Source organism: Flavobacterium sp. TS_SC_5 (genome assembly GCF_056156265.1).
Map to the genome: position 1 here is coordinate 356,931 of NZ_CM149588.1, position 20,650 is coordinate 377,580.

Here is a 20,650-nt window from a genome sequence, read left to right on the forward strand (position 1 = left end):
ACTACTTATCTTTTCTCAGCTATCCTTAATTTTGCACTTCTGGCTCTATTGTTTTCTTTTATTTCAGCAGCATCCGGAACAATTAATTTTCCGATGGTTTTAAAAGGAACAGAAAAATTTCCATAAAAATCACGTTCAGGTTCTCCTTCAAACATTCCGTTTTTTACAAACCTTTTTACTAATCTGTCTTCTAATGAATGATAAGATATCACACTCAATCTTCCACCTGGATTCAAAATTTCTAAGGATTGCTCCAAAAACTCTTTCAAAACATCCATCTCCTGATTTACTTCAATTCTGATAGCTTGATAGATTTGTGCCAATATTTTATTTTTGACTCTTTCCGGTAGGAATCTTGCCAAAACTTCTTTTAGTTCATCTGTTGTTTTAATTGGCTTTAGCTCTCTGGCTTCGATAATTGTTCTTGCTAAAACTGGTGCATTTTTTAATTCTCCGTAATCCAAAAACACTCTTTTTAAGTTCGCCTCATCGTATTCATTCACCACGCGATAGGCATTCAAATCATTTTTCTGACTCATTCGCATATCCAATCCAGCATCAAAACGAGTAGAGAAACCTCTTTCCGGAACATCGAACTGATGTGACGAAACTCCTAAATCAGCTAAAATTCCGTCCACACTTTTCACCCCATAAAAACGCAAAAACCGTTTTATAAAACGGAAATTTTCATTAATCAGCGTAAATCTTTCGTCTGGCAAAGCATTCGCTAAAGCATCTTCATCTTGATCAAAAGCAAACAACTTTCCATCAGGACCAAGCCGTTTCAAAATCTCTTTTGAATGGCCGCCTCCGCCAAAAGTGACATCTACATAAATGCCGTCAGGCTTAATATTTAAACCATCTACAGATGCATGAAGCAAAACCGGATTATGATATTCCATTGTCGTCGTCATTTATATTTCCCATTACTTCTTCGGCCAAATCTGCAAAATCAACATCTTCGCCACTTATTGATTTTTCGTATAAATCTTTATCCCAAATCTCAACAATATTCACCGCTGAGGAAAACACCACTTCTTTTGAAATACTAGCGAAACCCACTAAATCTTTAGGCACTAACAATCGTCCTAAAGCATCAATTTCGACCACTTTGACACCAGCCGTAAATCTGCGGATAAAGTCATTGTTTTTCTTCACAAATCGATTCAGTTTATTGATTTTTTGCATCATCAAATCCCATTCCTGCATTGGATATAACTCCAGACACGGCTGAAAAACGGAACGCTTCAAAACGAATCCGTTTTGAAGTGAAGTTGCCAACTGCTTTTTTAAAGGCGCTGGCATAAGCAGCCTTCCTTTAGCATCGACTTTACATTCATATGTCCCGACAATTGTATCCAAACAAAAAGTATTAAATGGTGTAGAGCAAAAATATAAAAAATATTACCACAATTTACCACTATATACCACTTTGTTAATAAGTTTAACCACTTTTAGAAAAAAACCCCTAATTTATGCACAGTCAGAACATTAGCACTGTTTTGTTTTATTTGTAAGAAACATAATGTTATAAAAAAAAGGGTTTTAAACTCCAAGAAAAGTGAATTTTAAATAGTAAGAATAAATGTGAAATATTCAGAAAAAGCGTCGTTAATTTTAAAAAAAATCATACTGTTTTTTAAGCAATGCGGATAATTTTACAATTAAAAATTGGTGTAAAAATTCATTTTTATTTATTAAATCCTATATTTGTCAAAATTGAAAATCCGGATTCAAAAAAAATGGAAAAACACTATAAAAAAGAAGGCAGATACAGTTATTATGAAGCTGGTGAAGGAACTCCAATTGTCATCTTACATGGATTGATGGGAGGACTTAGTAACTTTGACGCTGTTGCCAGCTACTTCTCCACAAGAGGATATAAAATAATCATTCCAGACTTACCCATATACACTCAAAATATTTTGAAAACGAATGTAAAAAGTTTTGCAAAATATGTTAAAGACTTTATCACATTCAAAGGTTTAGAACGCGTTATACTTTTAGGAAATTCATTAGGTGGCCATATTGCTTTATACCACACAAAAATGTATCCTGAAAAAGTTGCAGGCCTAGTTATTACTGGTAGTTCAGGACTTTATGAAAGTGCCATGGGTGACAGTTATCCAAAAAGAGGTGATTACGAATACATTAAGAAAAAAGCAGAAGATGTATTTTATGATCCTAAAGTAGCTACTAAAGAACTTATTGATGAAGTTTACGAGTCTGTAAATGACAGAATAAAATTGATAAAAACACTGACAATTGCAAAAAGTGCCATTCGTCATAATATGGCAAAAGATTTGCCAAAAATGCACGTTCAAACTTGTATCATTTGGGGAAAAAACGACAAAGTTACTCCTCCAGACGTTGCAGAAGAATTTCATAAATTATTACCTAATTCCACTTTGTACTGGATTGACAAATGTGGCCACGCTGCCATGATGGAACATCCAGATGAGTTTAACCGTTTGTTAGAAGAGTGGTTAACACATACTCATTTAGCCGTACATTAACCTAAAAGTAGAATTTTACACCTAGAAAAAATGAAAATTAATACCGCCGAATTTGTTATCAGCAACTCTGATGTAAGCAAATGTCCTAAAGATTTTTTGCCGGAATATGCTTTTATTGGCCGATCAAATGTTGGGAAATCCTCATTGATCAACATGCTAACGAATCATAAAAAGTTAGCTAAAACATCTGGAAGACCAGGAAAAACACAGTTAATTAATCATTTTTTGATTAATAACAATTGGTTCTTAGTCGATTTACCAGGATACGGATATGCTAAAGTATCTAAAAAAACAAAATCTATTTTTCAGGAATTTATAACTGATTATTTTGAAACCAGAGAACAATTAGTCTGTGCATTTGTTCTAATTGACATTCGCCATGAAGCACAAACTATCGATATAGAATTCATGTCCTACATGGGAGAAAGCGAGATTCCTTTTTGCATCGTTTTCACTAAAGCAGATAAGATAAGTAAAGTAAAAATCGATTCGCATATTGCAGCGTACAAAAAGAAAATGTTCGCCAATAATTGGGCCGAAATGCCTCATTATTTTGTAACGTCAGCAACAGAATCAACCGGGAAAGAAGAATTACTTTCTTATATAGATGAAGTAAATCAAGAAGTTTTTAAGAATAACAGCCAGTTTTAAAAGCCCCCTATTAAAGCATAAAAAATCCCAAAACTTAAAAACGTAAGTTTTGGGATTTTTTTTGAGAGAGAAATCTACTCTATTTTGTTAATTCTAATTTCTCTGCAAAATAATCACAGAAATCTTTCATGGTATCGGCCATTTTTTCGTCATCAGTAGCGCGTTTGAATGTTTCTGACATTGCGACTAAAGTCTGGTGAAAGAAAATTTTCATTTCATCCACCGGCATATCTTTGGTCCATAAATCAATACGCATACTTTCTTTGGCTTTACTGTCCCATATAGATAACATAATTGCTTTTGCTTCTTCTTGTTCTACTCCGCCGTCTTTGGCTGACCACATTAATTTTTCCGGAACACGGTTTTCATCTAATTCTATTAGAAATTTAATTTCTGATGTATTTTTATTTGACATTATTTTTTGGGTTTGTATTTTGATTTCACAAATATTTCTTTTGCACTTATTTTTAGCAAATCAGCAATAGGCACTTCATTATTTTTCATGTAAGAACGGACCATTTGCCATCCAATCCAAGCTCCAACTTGTCCCGGCGATTCGTTATCAATTTCTAAATAAAATTTAGAAAACGGAGCCGGATTTATAAATCGGGGAATTAGCTTTTGATCATTACTGTAAAGCATTTCTTTTTCAATAAAATAACGCCACATATAACTTTCATTTTCTTGACACCATTTTATTTGTTCGGGAGTATATCCCATTTTTTCGGCATCAGTATATTCAGGCAAAAGTAGGTCCTTTAAGTACAATTGCTTCCCGTAATAAATCATTTGACTCAGTAAATCTTTCTCTAGAACAGGAGGGATTTTACGAGCCGAAAAACTCGAAACCACATCGGGAGCAATTTGTCTTTGTTCAAAATTTTGCTTTAAATAATTGGGAAACTGATAAAACTTGTGCCCTTTTCCTAAATAAAGTTCCAGCGAAACAATCACTAAACTATCGGCATAAATAGCTTTGTTATTATAATCCATTTCGGAGATTATAGTAATTACTTTTGGCGTTTTTGTTTCTGGAAAATAATATTTAATATGTTTAAAAAGCGTCTCCAATTCTAATTTTACAGGTTCAAAATCAGCATATTTTTTTTGAACTTCCGAGTATAATTCTCTCCACATCGGATCTTGCATTTTATTTAACCAAACGCTATTATCGTTTCCTGCAGGAAAAAAAAATGGGAATTCCTTTTTTACTTTTTCTAAATCCTTTGGAGGCGTTTCAAAAAATATCTTATCAAAACGCTCCACCTTTATATCCAAAGGAATTGCTGTCACAGCACTTTCAACTTTAGTTTTCTTATCACAGGATACAATAATGAGACAAAAGACTACAAGAAACAGATATTTTTTCATATATATTAATTAAATTTGTTTCCAAAGAATCCTGGGAAACGAATGCATAACGAATTGATTTTGCAAATATACATTCCTGCTTTTTAAAACGTAAATTATTATGACTAAAAAAAGTACAATCGAAGTTGAAAACGTGAATAATCAAATTGTAAACTGGTTAAAAACATACGCTGAAAACGCAAAAGTAAATGGATTTGTAATTGGTATTTCAGGTGGAGTTGATTCAGCAGTTACATCAACATTATGTGCACAAACAGGATTAAAAGTTTTATGTGTGGAAATGCCCATTCATCAGGCAGCAAGCCATGTAACCAGAGGACGCGAACATATTGAACAGCTAAAACAAAGATTCCCTAATGTTTCCAGCACTGAAGCTGATTTGACTGGCGTTTTTGAAACGTTTAAAAAAGCAGTTCCTGATGATTCAGATACAGCAAAAGTTCACCTGGCGCTTGCAAATACCAGAGCACGATTAAGAATGACCACGCTCTATTACTTTGCAGGAATCCATGGCTTACTAGTTGCAGGAACAGGCAATAAAGTAGAAGATTTTGGAGTAGGTTTTTTCACAAAATATGGCGACGGCGGAGTAGATTTAAGTCCAATTGCTGATTTGATGAAATCAGAAGTCTATCTATTAGGCCATTATTTACAAATACCGGAATCTATTTTAAAAGCTTCTCCAACAGACGGATTATTTGGTGACGACCGTAGCGATGAAGATCAATTAGGAGCTAGTTATGATGAATTAGAATGGGCAATGCTTGAAAATGAAGCCGGAAGGTCAGTGGAAGACTTTTCAGGACGAGAAAAAATTGTTTTCGAAATTTATAAGCGATTAAACACCATTAATCAACATAAAATGACGCCAATTCCCGTTTGTTTTATCACAAAACAATAAAGAAGTAATATTTTATATTGATTTACAATTAATTACAGAATTTATTTATTAATTTTACATTTCCAATTACAAACAATTCTAAAAATTTAAAATTATGATTAAAGTATGTATAGCCGATAATTATCCTGTTGTGCATTTTGGAGTAAAATCTTACTTTAAAGATAATGCGGACATCTCAATTGTTGCCAATGTCGGCAATTTCTTGATGGTAAGGGATATTCTTCAAACAAAAGACATTGATGTATTAATAATAGATTTGGAACTGGAAGGTCTTTCCAGTATTTTTGAGGTTAAAGCAGTCTTAAAAAACTTTCCAAAAACAAAAATTATTATTTTCAGTGGGCTTTCAGAACAGATTTATGCGCCAAATGCCATAAAAGCCGGAGTATCTGGCTTTGTGCATAAATCAGAAAAGTTAGAAACTTTAGGAATTTCGATCATTAAAGTCTCCCAAGGTAAGATTATCATGAACGAAACCGTGAAGAAGAACTTAGCCTTAATTGCTAAACAAAGTAAAAGCGAACGTTTGTACCGCAAACTTTCTAACCGTGAGGTAGAAGTTCTACGGTATTTAAGTGGAGGAAAAAAGAATCATGAAATTGCTGACATTCTAAATCTGAATGAAAAAACGATTAGCACATACAAATTGCGATTATTGACCAAACTGAATGTTACAAATCTTGTAGATTTAGTAGACAAAGCTAAAAAATTAGAGATCGTTTAGTAATATCTAGACATTACTCTTCCTAATTTTTTGGAAAAAGAATGAATCAGAATATTATAATCCATTATCAAAGACAAAGACTCTGTATTATCTGAATTCGGTTCAGATGATAGAGAGCTTTTTAATTCTTCGATTATTTTACCCACTAAGTACCAACGTAAAGTCAAAATAGTCTCCGAAACTTCTTGAACTATTGTATCATTTTTTGATTTAGGAAAAATATTCTGCCCAACCCAGTCGTGTAAAATAACGCGTTCATCCTCCATCAAAATATCCGTCACTTCCTGAGCAAAATCAACTTGTAAATGCATTAAATACTGCTCTAAACTGAAACTTTCATTCTGATGATAGTAATTAATTAAATCATTGAATATATCTCGAAACAACGGATTTGCTAATTCAACTTCATCTTCCTGTAAACTCAGATAGATTCGTTGGAATACTTTATATTCTTTCTTCTCGGTTACCGTTTCAATTTCCCCTTCCTCATTTGTTCTCAAAAATGTATCTTCGAACTCTTCCTCTTTATTTCCGTACAACAAAAGAATCTCAATGATCTTACGTTCCAAACGATATAAAACATCTACTTTTTGAGCGTCTATTGGATTATCATTTTTTACAACTTCGAAAGCCTGTTGTTCCTGTTTTTGCTTTTTACCAACTTCAGCAACATCTTTTTGAACTAATTGTGCCAAGGTGCTTTGTAAAACCTGCTCCGAAATATCCATAATTCGGGAACATTCCTGAATATAAATTTCACGTTGAATCCTGTCCGGAATTTTCGAAATACTGACAACCATATCCCGAATTAAGTCAGCTTTTTTGATAGGATCATTCTTGGCTTCATTCATCAAAAGCGAAGCCTTGAACTGAATAAAATCTTTGGCGTTATTTTCAAGATATGAGACTAAATCATCATGGGATGTTTTTTTAGCAAAACTATCAGGGTCTTCCCCATCAGGAAAAGTACATACTTTTACATTCATTCCTTCTTCCAGAATCAAATCGATTCCTCTAATGGAAGCGCGCAGTCCCGCCGCATCACCATCAAAAAGAACGGTAATATTCTTTGTCAATCTATTGACTAATCGGATTTGATCGGGCGTCAAAGCTGTTCCAGAAGAAGACACAACATTTTCAATTCCAGATTGATTGAACTGAATTACATCCGTATATCCTTCAACCAAATAACAATTATTTAATTTCGCTATCGATTGTTTAGCCTGAAAAATACCATACAACACTTTGCTCTTGTGGTAAATTTCACTTTCAGGAGAATTCAGGTATTTTGCCGCTTTTTTATCATTGGTAAGAATACGACCTCCAAAACCCAGCACTCTTCCCGACATACTTTCTATAGGAAACATTACACGCCCTTTGAACCTGTCGAATGGTCTGTCATCACGGGGGATTGTGAGTCCTGTACTTTCTAGAAACTCTAATTTATATCCTTTTCCTAAGGCTTCTTTGGTAAAAGCATCCCAACTTTCAGGCGAATATCCTAAACTAAACTTCTTAATAGTATCATTCGTAAATCCTCTTTCTTTAAAATAAGAGTACCCAATTGCTTTTCCTTCTTCAGAGTTTAAAAGTGTGTTGTGGAAATAGGTTTTTGCAAATTCCGAAACCAAATACATACTTTCCCGAACATCAGTTATGGCCTTCTCCTGATCCGTTTGCTCCGTTTCTTCAATTTCGATATTGTATTTCTTCGCTAAATATCGAATGGCTTCCGGATAGGTAAAATGAGAATGTTCCATTAAGAATGCAACGGAGTTCCCACCTTTTCCAGAGCTAAAATCTTTCCAAATTCCCTTTGCCGGCGAAACCATGAACGATGGAGAACGCTCTTCAGAGAAAGGACTTAATCCTTTCCAATTACTTCCGGCACGCTTCAACTGCACAAAATCACCGATAACCTCCTCTACTCGAGCAGTTTCGAAAACAATATCAATAGTGGCTTTTGAAATCAAATTGTTATTTTTTTGAAGTTCAAAGTTACAACGTTTAAGCTGAAAAAATTATTGTTAGTACAAATAAAATCATCCCCTGATAAAACCCATAAATCATTCTATTTGATAATTTAAAAAGTTATAAATATTTTACAAATCAAAGAAACGGCCTAATTCATCATTATAATTCAGTTAAAAAGTTATTAGTTTTTAACATTCTTTTATATATCATAAAATAAACGTTATTTTGTAATTGATTCCCCAAATCTACATTCCAATTTATTGCTACATAAACAATTACTTTAAAAACCTCTGTCTATAATGCAGAATTTAATAAAATCATTCGATACCATAGATTTTCAGCAAGAATTCAATAGTATTCTATTATTTGTATCGGAAATATGTGAAATCCCTTGTGTCTTTATATCATTAATTGATTTAACTGGCCTAACAGTGAAAGCAAAAATAGGCTTAGATCTTACACCTATCTTACCTAATATAATAGCATTTAATGAAACTATTATTCAGCAAAATAAAATTAAAATCGTTTCAGATATTAATAATGATGTTTCTAATCAATCCGAAAACTTAGTAAATTTTTTCGCTGAGTTTCCAATATGTCTTAATGAAAATCTAGTTATCGGAACTATTTGTATTATGGACACAAAGGCGAAAGAGCTTTCCTCAATACAGTTAAAATATCTGGATCATGCTGTACAACAAATTCAATCTTTATTGAAATTACATATTGAAAACAAGGAATTACAAGAAACAATTAAACAGCAAGAAAATCAATTACAACTGTTTATTGATAATTCAAATGAAATTATCTATGAGATCAATTTAGAAGGAATAATTAGCTATGTTTCAGATAACTGGACTAAACATTTAGGTCACGAGATCAAAGATGTTTTAGGCAAAAGCAACGCTTCCTTTTTACACCCTGAAGATTTAGAAAATTGCATTGCATTTTTAGATAAAGTCATTAAAACCGGAGAAAATGAAGGTGAATTAATCTATAGAATACAACATAAACAAGGGCACTATGTTTGGCATGAAACACGTTTGAAATTAGCACAAAAAAATGGCTCTCCAATTTTTACAGGAAACTGTAGAGACATTACTGAACATATTGAGGTCGAACAGAAGCTACTGCAACAAAAAAATTTCTATGAAACCATATTAAATAATTTACCAACCGATGTTGTAGTATTTGACTCTAATCACAAATACATCTATGTAAATCCAATAGCAATCAAAAATGAAGAGTTGCGCAAATTCATAATTGGAAAAGACGATTTTGAATATGCACAACATATGCAACGAGATCCCTCCATCGCTAAAAGTAGAAGAGGAAAATTTCTTGAAGCACTGCAAAAAGAGAAAACATCATTTTGGGAAGAAACTTTACATTCTGAAGTTGATGGCATTACGTACCATGACAGAAAATTTACTCCAGTTTTTAATGATGATGGAAGTTTTAAAATGATGATCGGTTTTAGTGTTAACTTAACAGATAGAAAAAAAATTCAAGAGGAAATTCTCAAAAGCCGACAACTTACTGCCAGTATTCTCCAAAATGTAGCTGTTGGGATTTTAGTTCAAGGACCGCAATCAGAAATTCTAGAAAATAATATAGCAGCTTGCGAAATGTTAGGACTTACCGAAGATCAACTTCATGGTAAAACCTCTTTTGATGCGCAGTGGAAAGTAATTCATATCGATGGTTCACCTTTCCAACCAGATGAACATCCTGTACCGCAGGCGATACAAAAGTTGAAGCCAATAAACAATATTGTAATGGGCGTTCATCGGCCAACGCATAACGATTTGGTTTGGTTATTGGTTGATGCCATACCAGTATTTGGAGATCTTAATGAATTACTCTATGTAATATGCTCTTTTAATGATATAACAGCACAAAAAAATGCAGAAGATTCCTTAAAAATCAGCAATGAGCGTTTTACCTATTCCAGTAAAGCGACTTCAGATGCGCTTTGGGATTGGAATATGATTACGGATGAAATATTTGTTGGAGAAAGTTATTCTATTCTTTTTGGACATCAATTTGAGAATAACATTATAACAGGTCAAGAATGTGAGAATTATATTCATCCAGAAGACAGAGAAAACTATTTTGCATCTGCAGAAAAAGCCATAAATACAGATGTTTATAGATGGACAGAAGAATACCGTTATCTAAAATCAGATAAAACTTATGCCTTTGTAAAAGACAAGGCCGTTATTATACGAAACGATGAAGGTAAGGCAATCCGAATGATTGGAGCCATGCAAGACATCACGAAAGAGAAGAAATTAAAAGATGAATTACAGCAAAGTGAAGAACAATTTAAAGGAGCTTTTGAGAATTCAGCAGTAGGAATGGCTTTGGTTAATCTAGATGGTTATTATACAGAAACGAACGTAAGACTTTGTAAAATGCTTGGTTATTCAAATCAAGAAATGAAATGCCTAAAATTCCAAGAAATCACTCATTACGAAGACTTGACTATTGATTTGGACTATAAAGAAAAATTAGACACCGGAAAGATCTCTAACTTCAGTTCAGAAAAAAGGTTCATTCATAAAAATAAATCTATCATATGGGCACACATGTCTGTTTCGTCAGCAAAAAACAATAAGAATGAAATTAAGTATTATATCGTCCAGGTAATAGACATCACCGAAAGAAAAAAAATCGAAGAGGAAAACAAAGTGTTAACTGATGAAAATAACAGGAATAAAACTAGTCAGTTAAATGAGGCGAAAAACATGTATCGTCTTTTAGCCGATAATACTATTGATTTAGTTTGTTTACATAATGCAGATACAACTTTTAAGTATATTTCCCCATCAATACGAAATTTGCTAGGGTATTCTTCCGACGAATTACTAGGAAAATTCCCCCTGGATTATGCTCATCCAGAAGATAAAAATTATCTTCAAAAAAAAATGGATAAGTTCCTTACACTGAGAATGGATGAGCCGGTAATTGCAAGGTTTAAAAAAAGCAATAATGAATACATTTGGATTGAAATAAAAACAAATTTAATTTTAGAGAACAAAATTCTAATTGGAATTCAAACAAGTTCAAGAGATGTAACTTCTAAAAAAATAGCCGAAGAAGCAATTGAGAAAGCACTTGCAAAAGAAAGAGAATTAAATGAATTACGCACCAATTTAGTATCCACAATTTCTCATGAATTCAGAACGCCTATGACTACAATTAGAACTAGTGCGGAATTAATATCTATGTATTTAGAAAATCAAAATGTAGTAAACGGAAATCGTTTACAAAAACGAGTTACGATTATTACTGAGGAGATCGATCGAATAGTTGCACTAATGAATGATGTACTAACCATTTCTAAAGACGATTCCGGAAAGACTAATTTCAACCCTTCATTGTTTGATTTGAAAGAGTTTTGTCTTGAAATAGTTGACAACAACTATTTAAATAATCTAAATCTTCCTATGGTGATTACAAATTTTAATGGCTTAACTTTCACAGTTAATGCTGACAAAAAGCTAATGGAATATGCTATTCTTAATATTTTAAATAATGCTTTTAAATATTCCGAAAAATTTGCAGAGGTAATTCTTAATCTTTCTTCAACGAGTGATACAATTGTCCTTGAAATTATTGATTTTGGTATTGGTATTCCTAAAGAAGACCACGTTAAATTATTCAACACTTTTTTCAGAGCAAGTAATACAGATGGTTTTCAAGGAACTGGTTTAGGATTATATATCGCTAAAACATTCACTGAAAAAAATTCAGGAACTATTGCATTAGAAAGCGAATTAGGAAAAGGCACAAAAGTGACCATGACATTTCCTTTAATAAAATAATTAAAAACGATGGCTAAAATATTGATTATTGACGATGAACTAAGACTGAGAGAAACTATCTGCGAATTACTTTCCTACGCCGGTTACGATGTCCTCGATGCTCAGGACGGAATTGAAGGATTAGAAAAAGTCCAGCAATTTACACCTGATCTTATCCTCTGTGACATTATGATGCCTATCCTTGACGGATACGGATTCATGGAAAAACACAAAATTTCTGATTACTCTAATATCCCAGTGATCTTTCTTACTGCCAGAATAGAACTTAAAGATCAAAAAAAAGGTGATGCTTTAGGAATTAAAGCATATTTAAAAAAGCCATTTATTTTTAAAGAATTAAAAAGCATCATTGAATCAGAATTAGCCAATACTTTTAATTCAAACAGATAATTAATAATTTCCTATTTCATACTTGTAATTGTGCAAAGTGCTTTTTAAAGCTCTGTTTATCAAGTTAAAACCCCTATTTAACTTTGGTTTTTAATATTACAGAGGCTGGAAATTTAGAAAGAAATATTTTGGATAAGTGAAGGTTTTCTTTACTGACAATTATTTCGTTAAAATCATAATCAGTTTTATTTATCAATAATCTATAAGAATAATTCTTTGTGCAACTCACTGCAGAAATTAAATTTAGTGCTAAAATTAAAGATTCGAATATAATCCTTAAATATAAAGGTTGTAAAACCATTACATAAAATAAAACCGAAAATACTAAAACTATAATATTGGCTGTAAAATCTCTTTTTTTTATTAACCTACTATTTGAAATTTGATTTAAGGTCATTAATGCATCACAATTTTTAAAATTACTTTGGAATCTAAAATTACAAAAGAGAATTCTCCTCTAAATTTTTTCGGTTTTTGTTGTAGTTGTACAATTTGTATTCATTTACCTTTTATTAATTAAAAGAATCTTACCAAAACAGCCTACCCCTACAAAAGAGTAGTTTATTGCCCCTAATAGACATTTAAGTAAGCTGCCTGGCAAGAAGATCCCCAAATCTTTTGTAAAAATAGATTCTCAAATTATATTAAACTCTATTTTTAGTAATAGCTTAAAAAAAAGTACCAATAATTTATATCACAAAAAAAAGTCAACTATTCTTTTTAAAAACTAAACGCTCCTTTATAATAGCATTTATACACATACTCGATACTCTTAGCTAAATAGAAATTCCTACAATAAAGACAACTACGATCAATCCGATTGCAATAACAAAGAGACTTAACATAACTATGTCGTTTTCTGTTACTGTTTCCTTATTATCAGGAAACAATTCGCTTAAATCATCCCATTCCGATTGAGACGGTCTTATTTTAAGTTTCGTTAAAAGATCCTTTAAAATTATAAACATTACTTTTTTTTTGAAGAAAAATAATCTATTTCTTTAGAATTGATTTTTTTATTACTGCTGATTTAAAAAAAAGAGCTACTAATTTAAAATCAAAAAAAAACACTCTTTAAAAGAGTGTTTTTTTTTGATTTTAAATTATTTATTCAGCTTGTATTTACAAACTTTTAAAGCAACAACTGTTTTTCATTTTGGATAGATTTAATATAATCCCGAGGAGTTACATTAAGATATGATTTAAAGCTAGTAGAAAAATAAGAGAATGAGTTGAATCCCGTTTCATCAACTAAATATTGCACATTTCTTTCTCCTAAATCAATGAGTTTAATAGCATATTCTAATTTAAACTCTCTTATGTATTGGCTCGCATTTTTATTCGTGAGTTTCCTCACTCTTTTATCTAATGTTGATTTACTTATGAAAAGCTTACTTGATAATTCATTCATATCAATTTTTGATTTTAAATGTTTAATAAGAACTTCATTTAATGAGGTTAAAAAATCTTTTTCGGATAATTTAATAGTAACTTTTGAAAACGGATCAGGAATATATTTCTTTTCTATATTTTTTTTAAGTTCAATAACATTTTTTATTTTGTAGACCAATTCCTTTACTTTAAAGGGTTTCATTATAAAATCATTTACTCCATTTTTTAACTGCCTGAATTTTATATCATCATCCATATTAGCAGTAATTATAATAAACGGAATTGTTTTAAATTTAATATCTTTCTTAATTCTTAAAAACAGTTCTTCGCCACCCATAATAGGCATCATTAAATCACTTATAATGACATCTGGAATGTTTTTTTGAAAATACAATAAAGCTTTCCCACCATCCTTTATCCATTTTACTTCAAAATCACTCAGAATCAATAATTCTAAAATCGAATTTCCAAGCGCTTTATCATCTTCAATTAATACTATTTTTCACTAGTGTCCACTATAGATTAAAAAAAGTTCTTTGAAATTATTGTAAATCTGTATTTTAAGTCTCATTTTAGAGCGTGACGATTTGAATTGAATTCTTATGTTCGTAAATTAACTTTACGAAAATGAATCACGGCAAATATGTCTTTTCTCAATTGGTTGAATTTCTACCACAACGTGTTTTTGATAGACTTGTAACAAAATATAATGGTAATAAAAGTGTTAAACATTTTACTTGTTGGAATCAACTTTTATGTATGCTTTTTGGTCAATTATCCTCTCGTGAAAGCTTGCGAGATTTGATAACTGTTATCGAAGCACATCAATCAAAATCGTATCATTTAGGATTTGGAAAAAATGTAACTCGAAGCAACTTATCCAAGGCAAATGAAAATCGTAATTATAAAATATTTGAAGACTTTGCCAACCATTTAATATTGATTGCCCAAGAAAAAAACTGCAACGATAGTTTTGAAATAAAAGGTAATATTTATGCTTTTGATTCTTCAACTATTGACTTGTGTTTGAGTGTGTTTTGGTGGGCTCATTTTCGAAAAACCAAAGCAGGAATAAAACTCCACACACTTTTTGATATTAACACACAAATCCCAGTATTTATTCACATCACAGAGGCAAATGTGCACGATGTTAATGCTATGGACATCATCAATTACGAACCTTTTGCTTACTATATTTTTGACCGTGCTTATGTTGATTATTTAAGGCTTTATCAAATCACAAAATCAACTGCTTATTTTGTAGTCAGGGCAAAATCAAATTTAAAATTCAAAAGAATGTATTCTAAAAAAACGGATAAATCTACTGGGGTTATTTATGACCAAACAGGGAAAATAGACGGCTTTTATACTTCAAAAGATTATCCCGAAAAGATTAGAAAAGTGAAGTTCTTTGATGCTGAAAATAATAAAACCATAATCTTTTTGACTAATAATTTTGACTTGTCAGCCGAGCAAATTGCTTTGCTTTACAAACAGCGTTGGCAGATTGAATTATTCTTCAAATGGATTAAACAACATCTGAAAGTTAAGACCTTTTGGGGTACAACAGAAAATGCTGTTCGCATACAAATCAACATCGCAATAATAACTTATTGCTTGGTGTCAATAATTGCAAAAGATTTAAAAATCAATCGTTCCATCTACGAAATTCTACAAATTTTATCAGCATCATTACTTGATAAAACACCTGTAAATGAATTACTTATGAAATCAGATTACAATAATGTCAATGAACTTGATTCTAACCAGCTGGTTTTCAACTTATTTTAAGTGGACACTAGTGACTATTTTTATTTTTTGATTTCTCATTTTACTAATCTAATTATTTTCATTTTAACTTATTGATTTTTTTATTTAAATTATAAGTACTTGTATTACTCCAAAATTAAAATTAAAATACCTTTATTTTTTTTTATTTCTTCAAAGGAATCAGGCTTATTTATTATTTCATTTTATAAAAAACATAATTTAAGTAATTTAAACATTAGTAAATCAATGAAAAATATTTTATTGAGCATTTCAAAAGCGAATACTCATCTTTTAAAAGAGGATTCAATCGACGATGCAATAAATTTTTGTATTACTGATATTGGCAAAACCCAAGAAATTGACAGATGTTATATTTTTAAAAATCGATATGATAATGACGGGCTAAAACTTTACTATACCCATGAATGGTGCAATAACGATATTGAACCTTACATTGATAGTCCAGATCTGAGCGGCCTTACCTATGAAGCTTTCCCAGGACTTTATGAAACATTAGTAAAAAACGAACCTCTTCATGGACTTGTAAAAGATAGTAAAAATGATTATTTCCGGGAACTTATGGAAATGCAAGGCATAAAATCCTATTTATTCACTCCAATCTTTTCCAACAATCTCTTTTGGGGATGGATTGGTTATGATGATTGCAAAACGGAAAGAAAATGGCTGGATGAAGAAGTATATGCCTTACATACCGTTTCAAAAAATATTGGGCTCCGTCTCAATCAAGACAAAACCATTTTAAAATTAGAAGCTACTTTAGAAAAATTTGACTTCTACATGAAAGGTTCTAATCAAGCTATGTGGGAATTATTTATTCACACCAATAAACATGTTTTTTCCTATAATTGGGTAAAAATATTAGGTTACACAAACGATGAAATCACAGATGATACTGAATTTTGGAAAAACAGTACTCATCCGGAAGATTTCCTGCAAATTGCAATAGATTTAGAAAACTTCATATCTGAAAAATCCCTAAATTATTATGGAACAGCAAGAATGATTCATAAAGATGGACATACTGTTTGGGTAAAATATTCCGGTTTATTAAAAAAAAACAAACAAGGCAGACCCATAAAAATTATTGGAACCTATATCGACATCAGCGAAATTAAAGAAAAAGAAAAACAACTGGAGTTGTCAGAAGAAAAATTTAGATTTATTGCTGATAATACCTCTGATGTAATTTGCCAACATACTATTGATGGAAGTTATACCTATGTTTCAAATTCTATTAAGGAAATCTTAGGATATGAACCTGATGAGATGCTGAATAAAATAGCTTTTGACTTTGTCCATCCAAATGATTACGAACGGATAAGCCATGCTCAAAAAAACTTCATTAATGATTCGAAACCTAAAATATTAACTTATAGATTTAGAAAGAAAGATACCACTTATATCTGGTTAGAAACCTCCGCAAGAAATATTTTAAATGAAGAGAATATTGTCATAGGAGTTCAAACTTCCAGCAGAGATGTTAGTGAGCGAATTAAAGCCGAAGAAGAAATCAAAACTGCTCTTAAAAGAGAGAGAGAGAGTTAAATGAAATGAAATCAAGATTTGTCTCAATGGCATCACATCAATTTAGAACTCCGTTAACTGTTATCTATTCAAATGCGGAACTTATTGATCTAAAAACAAATCATCTTGATAAGAAAATAGTCAATTCCGTTGAAAACACTACTTCCAGAATAAAAAAAGAAGTAGACCGAATGACTAAATTAATGAATAATATTTTAATTTTTGGGAAGTATGAATCTAAAAAAATTAAAAAAGAAGTTAAAAAAATCAATCTTAATACATTCCTTAAAATATTAGTTGACACCTATTTTAATAAAGCGCTTGAGAAAGGAAAGATTCAAATAAAAATAAAAGGCAAAAAAAAAGTTTTTCATACTGATGAAACATTGTTGACCCATATTTTAACAAATTTAATCAGCAATGCATTTAAATACTCTGCCGGCAAACCTAATCCGCTCATAAGCATATCCTATTTAGAGAACGAAATTGAAATAGAAGTAACTGATTTTGGAATTGGAGTACCCGAGAATGAAATTCAATATCTTTTCACCTCTTTTTTTAGAGCTTCAAATACAAGTACCATAATTGGTTCCGGTCTGGGTTTAGCAATTGTAAAACAATTTACAGTTTTTTTAAACGGTAAAATAGAATTGAAAACCAAAGAAAATTTTGGAACAACAATAAAATTAATTTTCCCATATGAACAGAACTAAAATTCTCTTAGTTGATGACGAATTAAATTTAAGAGAAACTATTAGCGAGCTACTTATCTATCAGAATTACAACGTCAAATCTGCCTGTAATGGGCAAGAAGCATTAGACTTATTAGAATATTGGACACCAGACTTAATTATCTGTGACATAATGATGCCAGTTATAGATGGTAGTACATTACTTGAAATAATAAAAGATATTAATTCTTTGAACTCTATACCCTTTATTTTTTTGACTGCAAAAAAAGAAAGCAATCTAATGAGAAAGTGCTTGTTGGAAGGCGCTGATGACTATATCGCTAAACCATTCAAAATAAAAGAATTAATATCTATTATAGAATCAAAGCTAGAACGATTTGAAAAAATAAAGAATTCTCATAGTAATTTATATCTGGGTAAAAAAAAGGTTTTTTTACATGAAATCAATACCCCACTAAATGGAATTTTAGGACCAATTGAGCTTCTAATTGAAAATCAAGAAAAACTAGACAAAAAAGAAATATCCGCATTTTATGAATCGATTAAAATATCAGGTGAGCGATTAAACAGAACCATGCAAAATATAATTCTTTATCAAAATCTTAAAAACAACTCCACCGAATTTAGTCCCAATTCGAGTTCTGAAATATTAAATGTATTTTTAAAAACAAAAGAATCAATTTTTAAAATTCATAAAGATCAAGAAAAAAGAATCAGTTTTGAAATTGATAAAGCAACGATTAAAATCAGTGAAGAGCATTTACAGTATATATTTTTTGAATTAATCGATAATTCCTTAAAATTCTCTTCAAATAACAAAGTCGTTATTGTTTCTGGAGAACGGTTCAATGATGAATATTATGAATTAGTGATCAGGGATTTCGGGATTGGCTTCACTGAACAGGAACTAAATAAAATAGGTGCTGCTCAACAGTTCAATCGGGAAGAAAGAGAGCAGCAAGGATTAGGATTAGGTCTCTTTTTAAGCAAAATTATTATAAAAAAATCAAATGGTGTTTTCACTATTGTTTCAAAAGAAAATGAAGGCACAACTATTAAGATATTGCTGCCTTTATGCAAAAAAATGCGATTAATTTCAAAAAATATTAAAAACAACAAATGAATACTATCTCAAAACATGTAGAAGATAAGCTTGGTATTTTGCATTCAACATTTTTAAAGATAAAAAAACGCAAAAAGAGAAATGCGAAATTTAAAATTGCATCAAAACTTAAAACTGAACCCATTATATCCTCAAGAGAGGATTGCACAGAATCTTTGAATATTTACCTTGAAGTACTACAAAAAATTTGCAAACCTTCTAGCACTGCTAAAAAAAGAATTATGTACGATGTAGATGCCGTTAATTTGAAAATAAATAAAGACTATTATTTTTATATTTTGTATGAATTAATAGACAATGCTTTGAAATTCTCAGAGAGTTATGCGAAAGTACTTATTTCAGGAAAAAAAATTGATGATGAATATATCATTGTTATTCGAGATTTTGGAAATGGATTTAATATCGGAGCCGCTAATCCAACTCATAAAAAGAAACTTCAATCTAAAAAAAAGAGAAAAAAAGGTCAAGGACTAGCTATACTTATTTGTGAAAAAATAGTAAAAACATTTAAAGGAAAATTTGAAATTAAAACGAATAAAAATGAAGGCACTGTAGTTTCTGTGATTCTTCCTTTAAGTAACACAGAAATCGATTAATTATAATTTAAGGCAAGTTTTATTTAATACGAAAAAAGCGCTTCTTTCAAAGTGCTTCTCAAAGTATAAAACTAACTAAAACAATTTCTAATTGAAATCAAAACGCAGTCCTAAAGAAACGTTGTTTTGTTTTACCAAATTATCTTTAAACAAAGGGTTCAAATCATATTTCAGGTACAAACTAGTCGATTTATATCCAATATAAGAACTCAAACCATAAATAAAATTACTGGTATTAAAATCCCCTTTGGTTCTTTCAGTAGCTTTCAAATCATTGTCATCATATTTGATAATTTGCTTTGATTTCAAATTGATTCCTGCATAACCACCTATTCCAAAACGAACACTTTCATGCGTTCTGAAAAATGGCTTGTCCTCTTTCGTTTTTTTACCCGAAAAATCAAATTCTAAATGAACTGGCGCAACTAAATATACATTTCTGAAACGAGAATCACTGATATCAATAGGATTAACAACAAGATTACTTTGATTACCATTGATTACAAAACTGCGATTATCGGTAGGACGAAGATTATTGTACATTACGGACAAGCCGTATTTAGCATGAAGCAAATTGTTGTTTTTTGCAATTCTGCTGTTATAAGAAACTCCTAATTCATAAAAATGAGAACCTAAATACCTGAAGTTTGATTTTTCAACACTTTTATTAGTTACCACATTATTCAACCCTGCAGCAAAAACAAATTGCGAGGTTGTTCTTTTCTCAGAATAATTAGCAACTATAGAATCTGTTTTTTTCTGATATTGTTCACTTTTTACTCCTTTAGCTTTTGAATAATTTATAATGAATGTATTAGGCTGATATTCTTCTAGTATTTTTCCATCTACTTTTTGCTGCACTAAATCATTCAACTCGTTTTGAGCAAAGGCTATTTTACTTTCAATTATTGTTGCTCTAGCTTGGGCAAGTTGTTGTTTTTTCAAATCGGCTTGCTCTTTAGTTATTGTTCCTTTTTCTAATTGAAGATAAACCTCTTCAATTTCAGCTTTTAAAATCGCTTTTTCTTCTTTTGTAATGGCTTCAATTTTTGAAGCGATTTCTTTCGCTCGTTTTTCAAATGTTTCCTGTCCAAGCATTTTACTTGCAAAAAAACACAACAACACTACTAAGTAAATGGTAAAATTTCTCATGATAATTTGATTTTAAAGGTGAT

At 31.0% G+C, this 20,650-nt stretch carries 18 protein-coding genes; 11 read left to right on the top strand and 7 right to left on the bottom strand.

Annotated features, from left to right (window positions below):
- Positions 1-5: 5 nt before the first annotated feature.
- Positions 6-914, bottom strand: coding sequence for a 16S rRNA (cytosine(1402)-N(4))-methyltransferase RsmH (gene rsmH / locus AC0J6S_RS01575; protein WP_474955129.1), 909 nt, complete (start codon positions 912-914; stop codon positions 6-8).
- Positions 889-1,362, bottom strand: coding sequence for a division/cell wall cluster transcriptional repressor MraZ (gene mraZ, locus AC0J6S_RS01580; RefSeq protein ID WP_474955130.1), 474 nt, complete (start codon positions 1,360-1,362; stop codon positions 889-891). Before mraZ ends, rsmH begins: the two co-directional genes overlap by 26 nt.
- A gap of 380 nt (positions 1,363-1,742) precedes the next feature.
- Here mraZ and AC0J6S_RS01585 point away from each other — a divergent pair, with 380 nt between their 5' ends.
- Together AC0J6S_RS01585 and yihA are read left to right on the top strand one after the other, a co-directional pair.
- A complete protein-coding gene (locus AC0J6S_RS01585; RefSeq protein WP_474955131.1) occupies positions 1,743-2,516 on the top strand; it encodes an alpha/beta fold hydrolase in 774 nt (257 codons plus the stop codon).
- 30 nt (positions 2,517-2,546) lie between these two features.
- The gene (gene yihA / locus AC0J6S_RS01590; protein ID WP_113634788.1) at positions 2,547-3,167 is read left to right on the top strand and encodes a ribosome biogenesis GTP-binding protein YihA/YsxC; all 621 of its coding nucleotides are present in this window, start codon (positions 2,547-2,549) and stop codon (positions 3,165-3,167) included.
- A gap of 79 nt (positions 3,168-3,246) precedes the next feature.
- Here yihA and gldC read toward each other — a convergent pair whose 3' ends face one another.
- Both gldC and gldB read right to left on the bottom strand, forming a co-directional pair.
- Positions 3,247-3,582: a gliding motility protein GldC gene (gldC, locus tag AC0J6S_RS01595; RefSeq protein WP_091165314.1), complete on the bottom strand. Its 336-nt coding sequence runs from the start codon at positions 3,580-3,582 to the stop codon at positions 3,247-3,249.
- The gene (gene gldB / locus AC0J6S_RS01600; protein WP_474955132.1) at positions 3,582-4,538 is read right to left on the bottom strand and encodes a gliding motility lipoprotein GldB; all 957 of its coding nucleotides are present in this window, start codon (positions 4,536-4,538) and stop codon (positions 3,582-3,584) included. The genes gldC and gldB overlap by 1 nt, the downstream gene beginning before the upstream one ends.
- A gap of 100 nt (positions 4,539-4,638) precedes the next feature.
- On the opposite strand from gldB, the gene nadE reads away from it, so the two are divergent.
- Both nadE and AC0J6S_RS01610 read left to right on the top strand, forming a co-directional pair.
- Positions 4,639-5,439: an NAD(+) synthase gene (gene nadE, locus AC0J6S_RS01605; RefSeq protein ID WP_474955133.1), complete on the top strand. Its 801-nt coding sequence runs from the start codon at positions 4,639-4,641 to the stop codon at positions 5,437-5,439.
- 94 nt (positions 5,440-5,533) lie between these two features.
- Positions 5,534-6,163 (top strand): LuxR C-terminal-related transcriptional regulator, encoded by a 630-nt coding sequence (locus AC0J6S_RS01610; RefSeq protein WP_474955134.1) that lies wholly within the window; start codon positions 5,534-5,536, stop codon positions 6,161-6,163.
- Here AC0J6S_RS01610 and dnaG read toward each other — a convergent pair.
- Entirely contained in the window at positions 6,160-8,136 is a 1,977-nt protein-coding gene (gene dnaG, locus AC0J6S_RS01615) for a DNA primase (protein WP_474955135.1), read from the bottom strand. The two genes, AC0J6S_RS01610 and dnaG, sit on opposite strands and share 4 nt — an antisense overlap.
- 300 nt (positions 8,137-8,436) lie before the next feature.
- Here dnaG and AC0J6S_RS01620 point away from each other — a divergent pair, with 300 nt between their 5' ends.
- Positions 8,437-11,967, top strand: a complete 3,531-nt coding sequence (locus AC0J6S_RS01620; RefSeq protein ID WP_474955136.1) for a PAS domain-containing sensor histidine kinase — start codon at positions 8,437-8,439, stop codon at positions 11,965-11,967.
- A gap of 9 nt (positions 11,968-11,976) precedes the next feature.
- Positions 11,977-12,357, top strand: a complete 381-nt coding sequence (locus AC0J6S_RS01625) for a response regulator (RefSeq protein WP_474955137.1) — start codon at positions 11,977-11,979, stop codon at positions 12,355-12,357.
- Positions 12,358-13,489: 1,132 nt separating this feature from the next.
- On the opposite strand, the gene AC0J6S_RS01630 is transcribed toward AC0J6S_RS01625, so the two are convergent.
- Positions 13,490-14,248: a response regulator transcription factor gene (locus AC0J6S_RS01630; RefSeq protein WP_474956308.1), complete on the bottom strand. Its 759-nt coding sequence runs from the start codon at positions 14,246-14,248 to the stop codon at positions 13,490-13,492.
- Positions 14,249-14,376: 128 nt separating this feature from the next.
- On the opposite strand from AC0J6S_RS01630, the gene AC0J6S_RS01635 reads away from it, so the two are divergent.
- The 5 genes from AC0J6S_RS01635 to AC0J6S_RS01655 all read left to right on the top strand — a co-directional run bounded on the left by AC0J6S_RS01635 (position 14,377) and on the right by AC0J6S_RS01655 (position 19,475).
- Positions 14,377-15,540, top strand: a complete 1,164-nt coding sequence (locus AC0J6S_RS01635) for an IS4 family transposase (RefSeq protein ID WP_474953884.1) — start codon at positions 14,377-14,379, stop codon at positions 15,538-15,540.
- Between the two features lie 225 nt (positions 15,541-15,765).
- Positions 15,766-17,085 carry a PAS domain-containing protein gene (locus AC0J6S_RS01640; RefSeq protein ID WP_474955138.1) on the top strand — a complete coding sequence of 440 codons (1,320 nt, stop codon included), beginning with the start codon at positions 15,766-15,768 and terminating at the stop codon, positions 17,083-17,085.
- A gap of 5 nt (positions 17,086-17,090) precedes the next feature.
- Positions 17,091-17,777: a sensor histidine kinase gene (locus tag AC0J6S_RS01645; protein WP_474955139.1), complete on the top strand. Its 687-nt coding sequence runs from the start codon at positions 17,091-17,093 to the stop codon at positions 17,775-17,777.
- Positions 17,764-18,879, top strand: a complete 1,116-nt coding sequence (locus AC0J6S_RS01650; protein ID WP_474955140.1) for an ATP-binding response regulator — start codon at positions 17,764-17,766, stop codon at positions 18,877-18,879. The genes AC0J6S_RS01645 and AC0J6S_RS01650 overlap by 14 nt, the downstream gene beginning before the upstream one ends.
- Positions 18,876-19,475: an ATP-binding protein gene (locus tag AC0J6S_RS01655; protein WP_474955141.1), complete on the top strand. Its 600-nt coding sequence runs from the start codon at positions 18,876-18,878 to the stop codon at positions 19,473-19,475. The genes AC0J6S_RS01650 and AC0J6S_RS01655 overlap by 4 nt, the downstream gene beginning before the upstream one ends.
- A gap of 87 nt (positions 19,476-19,562) precedes the next feature.
- On the opposite strand, the gene AC0J6S_RS01660 is transcribed toward AC0J6S_RS01655, so the two are convergent.
- Positions 19,563-20,627 carry an ATP synthase subunit B family protein gene (locus AC0J6S_RS01660; protein WP_474955142.1) on the bottom strand — a complete coding sequence of 355 codons (1,065 nt, stop codon included), beginning with the start codon at positions 20,625-20,627 and terminating at the stop codon, positions 19,563-19,565.
- Between the last annotated feature and the right edge of the window lie 23 nt (positions 20,628-20,650).

Excerpts from the sequence above, each read along its gene's own strand:
- rsmH (WP_474955129.1), bottom strand. The coding sequence starts at position 914 with ATGACGACGACAATGGAATATCATAATCCGGTTTTGCTTCATGCATCT.
- AC0J6S_RS01585 (WP_474955131.1), top strand. The coding sequence starts at position 1,743 with ATGGAAAAACACTATAAAAAAGAAGGCAGATACAGTTATTATGAAGCT.
- yihA (WP_113634788.1), top strand. The coding sequence starts at position 2,547 with ATGAAAATTAATACCGCCGAATTTGTTATCAGCAACTCTGATGTAAGC.
- gldC (WP_091165314.1), bottom strand. The coding sequence starts at position 3,582 with ATGTCAAATAAAAATACATCAGAAATTAAATTTCTAATAGAATTAGAT.
- gldB (WP_474955132.1), bottom strand. The coding sequence starts at position 4,538 with ATGAAAAAATATCTGTTTCTTGTAGTCTTTTGTCTCATTATTGTATCC.
- nadE (WP_474955133.1), top strand. The coding sequence starts at position 4,639 with ATGACTAAAAAAAGTACAATCGAAGTTGAAAACGTGAATAATCAAATT.
- AC0J6S_RS01610 (WP_474955134.1), top strand. The coding sequence starts at position 5,534 with ATGATTAAAGTATGTATAGCCGATAATTATCCTGTTGTGCATTTTGGA.
- AC0J6S_RS01620 (WP_474955136.1), top strand. The coding sequence starts at position 8,437 with ATGCAGAATTTAATAAAATCATTCGATACCATAGATTTTCAGCAAGAA.
- AC0J6S_RS01625 (WP_474955137.1), top strand. The coding sequence starts at position 11,977 with ATGGCTAAAATATTGATTATTGACGATGAACTAAGACTGAGAGAAACT.
- AC0J6S_RS01635 (WP_474953884.1), top strand. The coding sequence starts at position 14,377 with ATGAATCACGGCAAATATGTCTTTTCTCAATTGGTTGAATTTCTACCA.
- AC0J6S_RS01640 (WP_474955138.1), top strand. The coding sequence starts at position 15,766 with ATGAAAAATATTTTATTGAGCATTTCAAAAGCGAATACTCATCTTTTA.
- AC0J6S_RS01645 (WP_474955139.1), top strand. The coding sequence starts at position 17,091 with ATGAAATCAAGATTTGTCTCAATGGCATCACATCAATTTAGAACTCCG.
- AC0J6S_RS01650 (WP_474955140.1), top strand. The coding sequence starts at position 17,764 with ATGAACAGAACTAAAATTCTCTTAGTTGATGACGAATTAAATTTAAGA.
- AC0J6S_RS01655 (WP_474955141.1), top strand. The coding sequence starts at position 18,876 with ATGAATACTATCTCAAAACATGTAGAAGATAAGCTTGGTATTTTGCAT.
- AC0J6S_RS01660 (WP_474955142.1), bottom strand. The coding sequence starts at position 20,627 with ATGAGAAATTTTACCATTTACTTAGTAGTGTTGTTGTGTTTTTTTGCA.